Annotated in this window: 3 protein-coding genes; all 3 read right to left on the bottom strand. The window is 75.7% G+C overall.

Annotated features, from left to right (window positions below; all coding sequences use genetic code 11):
- Positions 1 to 11 precede the first annotated feature (11 nt).
- The 3 genes from ACFWOG_RS37695 to ACFWOG_RS37685 all read right to left on the bottom strand — a co-directional run bounded on the left by ACFWOG_RS37695 (position 12) and on the right by ACFWOG_RS37685 (position 7,183).
- Positions 12 to 1,073, bottom strand: coding sequence for a phosphatidylinositol-specific phospholipase C domain-containing protein (locus tag ACFWOG_RS37695; RefSeq protein ID WP_329950206.1), 1,062 nt, complete (start codon positions 1,071 to 1,073; stop codon positions 12 to 14).
- Between the two features lie 215 nt (positions 1,074 to 1,288).
- Positions 1,289 to 4,123, bottom strand: a complete 2,835-nt coding sequence (locus ACFWOG_RS37690; RefSeq protein WP_380363977.1) for a BTAD domain-containing putative transcriptional regulator — start codon at positions 4,121 to 4,123, stop codon at positions 1,289 to 1,291.
- Positions 4,124 to 4,354: 231 nt separating this feature from the next.
- Complete coding sequence (locus ACFWOG_RS37685) at positions 4,355 to 7,183, bottom strand: BTAD domain-containing putative transcriptional regulator (RefSeq protein WP_380363975.1); 2,829 nt, start codon at positions 7,181 to 7,183, stop codon at positions 4,355 to 4,357.
- Positions 7,184 to 7,588 lie beyond the last annotated feature (405 nt).

Raw genomic sequence — 7,588 nt, 5'->3', positions numbered from 1 at the left:
CGCCGGACCCGTCAGCCGCGGGTCAGGACGAGGGACTGGACGGCGGGCAGCCTGCGCCAGTCGCCGGAGACGATGCTCGCGTGGGCGCGGGCGAGCTGTTCGGTCCGGGTGCGGGCCTGGTCGGCGGTGGGGTCGGTGGCGCTGATGGCCGGGGCGACCTTGTGGGCGTCGGTCATCGTCAGGAGGTAGTGGCGCGCGTCGTACCAGGAGGTGTCGATCCCGCCGGCGTAGGCGGCGGCGTCACCGTCGAACACCACGAACCACGGCCGGATCGACGTCTCCGCGTACTTGGTGCGCGGGTCGCCGGACGCGGCGCCGTGCACGGCGGGGAAGATCCGCGCCTCGCCGGTCCGGCCCGCCGCGGCCAGGTCGCGCAGGTGGCGGGCGTACTCGATGTCGGTGGGCAGGGTGTCGAAGGGGTTGCCCTCCTCGAAGGAGCCGGGGATCACGTACACCAGCACCCGCCCGGCGAGCGCCGCCCTGGTCGGCCAGTTACCCGCGCGCACCGCCTCGTCGGCGGTCGCGTACGAGCCGCCGCCGGGCTTGGCGAGCACGTCCGCCGGGCGCAGGACGGCGGCGCCCAGGTGAGCGGCGATCAGCGAGTCGAGGTGGGCGGGGCCCATGCCGCGGTTGCCGGCGAAACCCGCCTTGAGCTCCAGCTTGATGACGAGCGGGCCGGCACCGGGGTGGGCACCGAGCCAGACCCGGACGTCGTCCAGGCAGGTCTCCAGGTTCTTGTCGCCCCCGCCGGTGTAGAGCTGGGCGGGGGTGCTCGCGCTGACGCAGTTGTTGGCGTTGCCGAGCGGGTTGGAGTGGCTGACCTTCCACTCCTTGGTGACGGTGTCCGTCCAGGCGTCCAGCTCGATCATGCCGGTGCCGGTGTCGAGTCCCTGGGCGAGGAAGCCGAACGCCGCCGGGTCGTAGGTGTTGTGCAGGCCGACGGTGGTGGCCGAGCCGAACGGGAGGTCGCCGGGACCGACCGCGGCCGTGACCGGCCGGACCGGCAGCAGGACGGCGGCCGCGACGAGCAGGCCGGTGAAGAAGGTGCCGGTGAGGGAGCGGCGGTCGGCCACGTGTCTGTCCCCTTGTCAGAGCGCGTCGGCGGACGCCCCGCCGCAGTGAGCATGACGCATCCGGCCGGCACCGAGGTGAAGGGGGCACGACACGTTCGTGAGGATTGCGCACCGTACCATCCGCGGCGGCGCGGATGGTGGGCGGGGGGCGCCAGTACGGCGGTATGGCGGTGCTGCGGTGCGGCGGTGGGGCGGGAGGTCGGGTCCGGGTGCCGTCAGGGCTGCGCGGCGGGGAGGCCGGCGAGCTTGCCGCGGAGTTCGTCCGTGGACGGATGGCCGATCTCCTCGGCGATCGCCAGGGCCTGCCGCCAGGTCTGCCGCGCCGCGTCCCGGTCTCCCGCGGCGAGGTGGGTGTCGCCGAGGTGGCCCAGGATCTCCGTCTCGCCGTACCGGTCACCGAAGCCCCGGTCCAGCTCCAGGGCCCGGCGGTAGCAGTCGACGGCCTCGGTGTGGTCGCCGAGGTGGTGGTGCACGTGGCCGAGGCTGTCCCAGGCGCCCGCCTCGCCGTGCCGGTCGCCGATCTCCCGGTTGAGCCGCACCGCCTGGACGCAGTGGTCGAGGGCCGTGCGGTGGTCGCCGAGCATGATGTTCAGCCAGCCGACGTTGTTCAGGGCCCGGGCCTGGCCCCCCGCGTGACCCGTCTGCCGGTACAGGGCGAGCGCCTGCTCGACGTGGCCGAGCGCCTCCCGCTGCCGGTCCTGCTGGACGAGTACCCAGCCCAGACCGCGGTGGGTGTGCGCCTGGCCCGTACGGTCGTCAAGCAGCCGGTAGAGGTCGAGGGCGTGCCGGAAGTGGCGGTGGCCCTCGTCCGGTCGACCCATCTGGGTGTGCACGCTGCCGAGGCTGCGGTGCGCCCCCGCCTGCCGGGCCGGGTCGCCGAGCCGCCGGGCCGCCTCCAGCGCGGTCCGCTGGGTGGCCGCCCAGTCGTGCCAGTGTCCGCGGAAGTCGAAGAACGTCTCCAGGGCCCACGCCAGGTGCCAGGCGTGCGCGTCCAGACCGGCCGACACCGCGCGGTCGATCGCGCCGAGCAGCACGGCGTGCTCGGCCGTGAACCAGGTGAGGGCCGCGCCGTGGTCCGCCGGTTCCTCCGGGGTGACGCCGGGCCCGGCGGGCGCCGGGCTCACCCGGTCCCGGTGCGGATCCAGCCGCTCGGCGGCGAATCCGGCGGTGTGCACGTAGAAGTCCATCAGCCGCAGCAGCGCCCGGTCGTTGCCGTCCGGCTCCTGGCGTGCGCGTTCGGCCGCGTGGAGGCGGACCAGGTCGTGCAGCCGGTAGCGGCCGGGCGCGGGCTGCCGGACGAGGTGCGCGTTCTCCAGTTCCCGCAGCGCGGTCCGTACGGCGCCGGCCGGCCAGGCCGTCAGCGCCGCGACCGCGGCCGTCCCGATCTCCGGCCCCGGGGCCAGGCCGATCAGCCGGAACACCTCGGCCGCCCCGGCACCCAGGGCGCGGTAGGAGACGGTGAACGCCGCCCGCACGTCGGCCGTCAGGTCACCCGCGTCCAGGGCGTCCAGTCGCGCCGACTCGTCCCTGAGCTCCTCGGCCAGCACGGCCAGCGGGAAGTCGGGGTGCGCGGCCGCCCGGGCACCCACCACGCTGATCGCCAGCGGCAGGCCCGCGCAGTGCTCCAGCAGGGCGGTGACGGCCGCCGGTTCGGCCTCGGCGCGGGCCGGCCCCAGGTGGCGGAGCATCAACGCGCTGGCGTCCGGCGGGGCCAGCACGTCGAGGGTCAGCAGCCGGGCGCCGTGGGCGCTCGCCAGACCGGCCAGCCGACGGCGGCTGGTGACCAGCACCGCACAGGTGGCGCTGCCCGGCAGCAGCGCGGCGGCCTGCTCGGCGTCGGCGGCGTTGTCCAGCACGATCAGCATCCGCCGGCCCTGGACCAGGCTCCGGTACAGGCGCGCCTGTGCCTGCGCGGCCGCGGGCACGGCGTCGGAGGACACCCCCAGCGCGTCGAGGAAGGCGCGCACCGCCACGGTCGGCACGAGTCGCTCCCCCGACGGGTCGAAGCCGCGCAGGTCCGCGTACAGCTGGCCGTCCGGGAAGCGGTCGAGGTTCCGGTGCGCCCAGTGCAGGGCCAGCCAGGTCTTCCCGATCCCGCCGCTGCCGCCGACCGCGCAGACCGCCACCGCGTCGCCGGGCGGGTGCGGCGCGGACAGCGCCCCGTCCAGCTCCGCGAGTTGCCGGTCGCGGCCGGTCAGCCAGGACGGACAGGCGGGGAGCTGACGCGGCACGGGGACGGCGGGCGGACCGGGGACGGCGGGCGGACCGGGGACGGCGGGCGGACCGGCGCGCGGGGCCGGCCTGGGGGCGGCCAACCCGGGGTCGTCGGTGAGGACCTGCCGGTGCAGCCGCATCAGCGCCGGGCCGGGATCGGCCCCCAGTTCCTCCGCGAGTCTGCGCCTCAGCCTCCGGTAGTGGGCCAGGGCGTCGGCGCTGCGGCCACTGCGGCACAGCGCGAGCATCAGCTGACCGGCCAGCCGCTCGTCCAGCGGGTGCTGTGCGGTGCGGGCGGTGAGCGCGGGCAGCACCTCGCCGTGCAGGCCGTTGCGGAGCGAGAGGTCGGTGCCGTCGAGTTCGGCCGAAAAGCGTTCCTGTTCCAGGCTGCGGCGCAGCTCGTGGAACCACGGGGTGTCGACGGTGGCGAACGCCTCCCCCCGCCACAGCTCCAGCGCCTGCCGCATCAGCTCCGCCGCCTGCTCGCCGTCCGACGCCCTGGCCCGCGCGGCGAGCAGACGGAAGCGGTGCAGGTCCACGGCGCCCGGTTCCACCTCCAGGACGTAGCCGCCGGCCTGCCGTCCGATCCGCACCTCGGTGCCCGCGCCGTCCAGCGCCCGGCGCAGCCGGGACAGGTAGCTGTACAGCGTGCCCATGGCCCGCTGCGGGGCCCGGCCCGCCCAGACCCGTTCGACGAGTTCGTCGGCGGGCACCGCCCGGTTGGCGTCCACGAGCAGCGCGGCCAGGACGCAGCGCTGGCGCAGGTGTCCCACGTCGGCGGGGCGGCCCGCGACGCGTGCCTCGATCGTGCCGAGTACCCCGAACTCCACCGTCATCCCGACCGCCCCCTCCGGCGGAACCCTAGCCCGGCGCCCCCGGCCCGTGCCGGGAACGCCCGGGTTCTCCGCCCGGCCCCGACGTTTTCCGCCGCGGGCGGGGAGCGGGGCGGAGTGACGGTGCGGCGGGTCGGGGTGACGGCGGCGGCCGTCGGTCGGGGACGCCCTGGATCGGGGCGCCCTGGATCGGGGTGCGAGGAGGAGAGTCGTGCGGGGAGGAGGTCGTGCGGGTCAGGCCGGGACGCAGTCCCGGATCTTGGCGGCAAGCCGGGCCACGTCGTCCAGCCGGTGGGTGAGGTCGGTCTGGACCTCGGCCGCCTCCTGCCAGGCGGCGCGCGCGTCGGCGACGTGGCCCGCCGCGTGGTGCGCGTCACCGAGGTGTTCGAGGTTCTGCGCCTCGTTCGAGCGGTGGCCGATGGTGCGGTTGATGACCAGGGCGCGCTCGTAGCAGTCGGCGGCCTCCGGATACCGGCCCAGGCCCTGCAGGGCGAATCCGATGCTGTCCAGGGCGTTGGCCTCGCCCCGGTGGTCGCCCACCTCCCGGTGGTAGTCCAGCGCCCGGCGGCAGGTGTCGGCCGCCTCGGCGTAGCGGCCGAGCTGCGCGTAGTCCCAGCCCGCCGCGTTGAGGGCCCTGGCCCGGCAGATGCCGTCACCGGCCGTGTCGAACAGGTCGAGGGCGAGCAGGTCGTGCCGCAGGGCCCGTTCCTGGTCCCCCCGGACCTCCCACAGGTATCCCAGGTGCAGCTCGGCATGCCCCTCGGCCTCCGGCCGCCCGAGGGCCCGGCAGAGCCGGACCGACTCCTCCAGGTGGGCGAGGGCCTCGTCGTGGCGGCCCAGTTCCATGGTGGCGCAGCCCAGTTCGCGGTGTGCGCGGGCCTGTTCGGCCCGGTCGCCGGCGGCCGTGGCGGCGTCGAGCGCCGCCTCGAACACGGCCAGCACGTCGTGCCACCGTGCTTCCCTGCCGAGGAACGTGCTCAGGGTGCTCGCGAGTTGCCAGGTGGGGGCACCCGGCCGGATGCCCGACCCGGCGCCCGACCGGGTGCCGCCGGCCTGCTGCACGAGCGTGCCCAGCACCGGGTACTCGGCGGCGAACCAGGCATGGGCGGCCCGCTCGTCGGCCGGCCGCCACGGGCCCGAGCCGGGCTGCGGCGGCGGCAGCGGCGGCGTGTCCTGGTGGACGTTCAGCAGGCTGTCGCAGGCGAGCGCGGTGTGGAGGTAGTGGTCGACCAGCCGGTCGAAGGCGCCGTCGCGGTCCGCGTCCCCGGCGACGAGTTCGAGGGCGTGGGCCCGGACCAGGTCGTGGAGGGTGTACCGGCCCGGGCGGTCCTCGGTCAGGAGGTGGGCGCGGGCGAGTTCGGCGACCACCGGACGGACGTCCGGAACCGGCTCGCCGACGAGCGCGGCGGCTGCGGCGAGGGAGACGTCCGGGCCGGGGTGCGCGCCGAGGAGGCGGAAGAGCCGTTGCGCGGGCCCGCCGAACGTCCGGTAGGAGGACGTGAGGACGGCCCGGACGTCGGCGGTCGTGTCACCGTCGCCGGCGCCGAACGCGTCGAGGGTGTTGCGCACGCGGCCGAGGTCCTCGGCCAGCGCGGACAGGGCGAGTTCGGGCCGGTCGGCCGCCCGCGCGGCGAGGACACCGATCGCCAGGGGCATCCCTCCGCACAGCGCGAGCAGCCGGTCGGTGGCGGCCCGTTCGGCCTCCGGACGCGGGTGTCCGAGGTGGCTGCCGAACAGCCGGGCGGAGTCCTCACCGGACAGCGCGCCCAGCGTCAGCACGTGCGCTCCGTGCGCCACGACGAGGCCGGGCAGTCGACGGCGGCTCGTGACCAGGGCGGTGCAGCCGAGGCCGCCGGGCAGGAGGGGGAGGACCTGCTCGGTGTCGTGGGCGTTGTCCAGCACCACGAGGATCCGCTTCGCCGCCGTCAGGCTGCGGTAGAGGCCGGTCTGCCCGTGGAGGTCGGTCGGCACGGCGTGCGGGGCGACCCCGAGTGCTTCGAGGAAGCCGCGCAGGGCGGTCTGCGGCCGGATCGGGGGCTCGGAGGGATCGAAGCCCTTCAGGTTGACGAACAACTGGCCGTCGGGGAAGGAGTCCAGGTTGTCGTAGGCCCAGCGCAGAGCCAGCCAGGTCTTGCCCATCCCGCCCGCCCCGGTGACCGCCAGGACGGGGCGGGCGCCCTCGCCCCGACGCGGACCGAGCCGCTCCAGCTCCGCCTCCCGGGCCGTGAACCGGTCCGGCGGCAAGGGCAGTTGGCGCGGCACGACGAACCCCGGTTCGGCGGACGGCGGCGCGGCGGCCACCGGGGCCGACTCCGTCCTCGGCGCCTCCAGGGCGGGATCGGCGGCCAGAATGCGCAGGTGCAGACGGCGCAGCTCCGGACCGGGCTCGACGCCGAGTTGTTCCGCGAGCTCCCTCCGGGTGCGCTCGTAGTGCTCCAGTGCGTCCGCCTGGCGTCCGCTGCGGTACAGGGCGAGCATGAACCGGCCCGCCGGGCCCTCGTCGAGGGGGTGGCCCGTCACGAGTCGCTGCAGGTCGCCGAGCACCTCCGCGTGCTCGCCGCAGTCGAGTCTGAGGTCCATCAGGTCGGCCTCGGCGGTACGGTGCCGTTCGTCGAGCCGCGTCCGCAGTTCGTTCAGCCAGGGCGTGTCGATCCTGGGCAGCAGCGTGCCGCGTCTGAGCGCCACCGCCTGCTCCAACAGGAGCCTCGCGCGGGAGGGTTCGGCGGTCCGCGCCTCGCCCGTCCAGCGTGCGAAGCGGTACAGGTCGACCGCCATGGGGTCCACGTCGACCGCGTACCCGCCGCCCCGGCGCTCGATCCTGGCCTCGTCGGACCCCTCCAGGGCCTGCCGGAGCCGGGAGAGGTAGCTGTAGAGGGTGCTCCGGCCGCCACGGGGCGGGGCCTCGCCCCAGACCCGTTCGAGCAGCTGCTCCGCGGTCACGCAGGCGTCACGATCGGCCAACAGGGCCACCAGCACGCACTGCTGGCGCGGGTGCCCCAGGTCGACGGCCCGCCGGCCGATCAGCACCTCGACGCCCCCGAGCAAGCGGATCCGAACTGACATGTCGTCAATCTCCTTGCTTTCGAGCGGAATCAGGGCGGGGAGCGGGCCGCCCGTGGCAAGCGTAGCCATCGCCGCCGGAACGCGACATCGGCGCTGACCTGCGGGTTCAACACCCCTCGCAAGGTCCGGGCAAGTCCCGGCTGCGAGATTCGGATCTGCCGCACCGGCCGGGACCGCGGTCGCACCACCGTCCGGCGGCGCGCGTCGAGGCGCCGGACGACCGCCCCGCACACCACAGGAGGAAACCGTGCAGAACGGCCTTCACCGTCCAGGACGACAGGGGCGGCAGGGTGGCGGGAGCGGAGGCGGCCCGGACTCGTCCGGGGGTGGCGGGGGCGTGGGCGCCGACGGGGGCGGCGCCCACGGAGGAACGGGGCCCGGCGGGGGGACCGGGCCCCGCGGGGG

The organism is Kitasatospora sp. NPDC058406, assembly GCF_042722765.1.
In the GTDB taxonomy this organism is placed as follows: Bacteria; Actinomycetota; Actinomycetes; order Streptomycetales; family Streptomycetaceae; genus Kitasatospora.
Note: the sequence above shows the minus strand (reverse complement) of the source record. Positions and strands in the feature narration are given on the sequence as shown.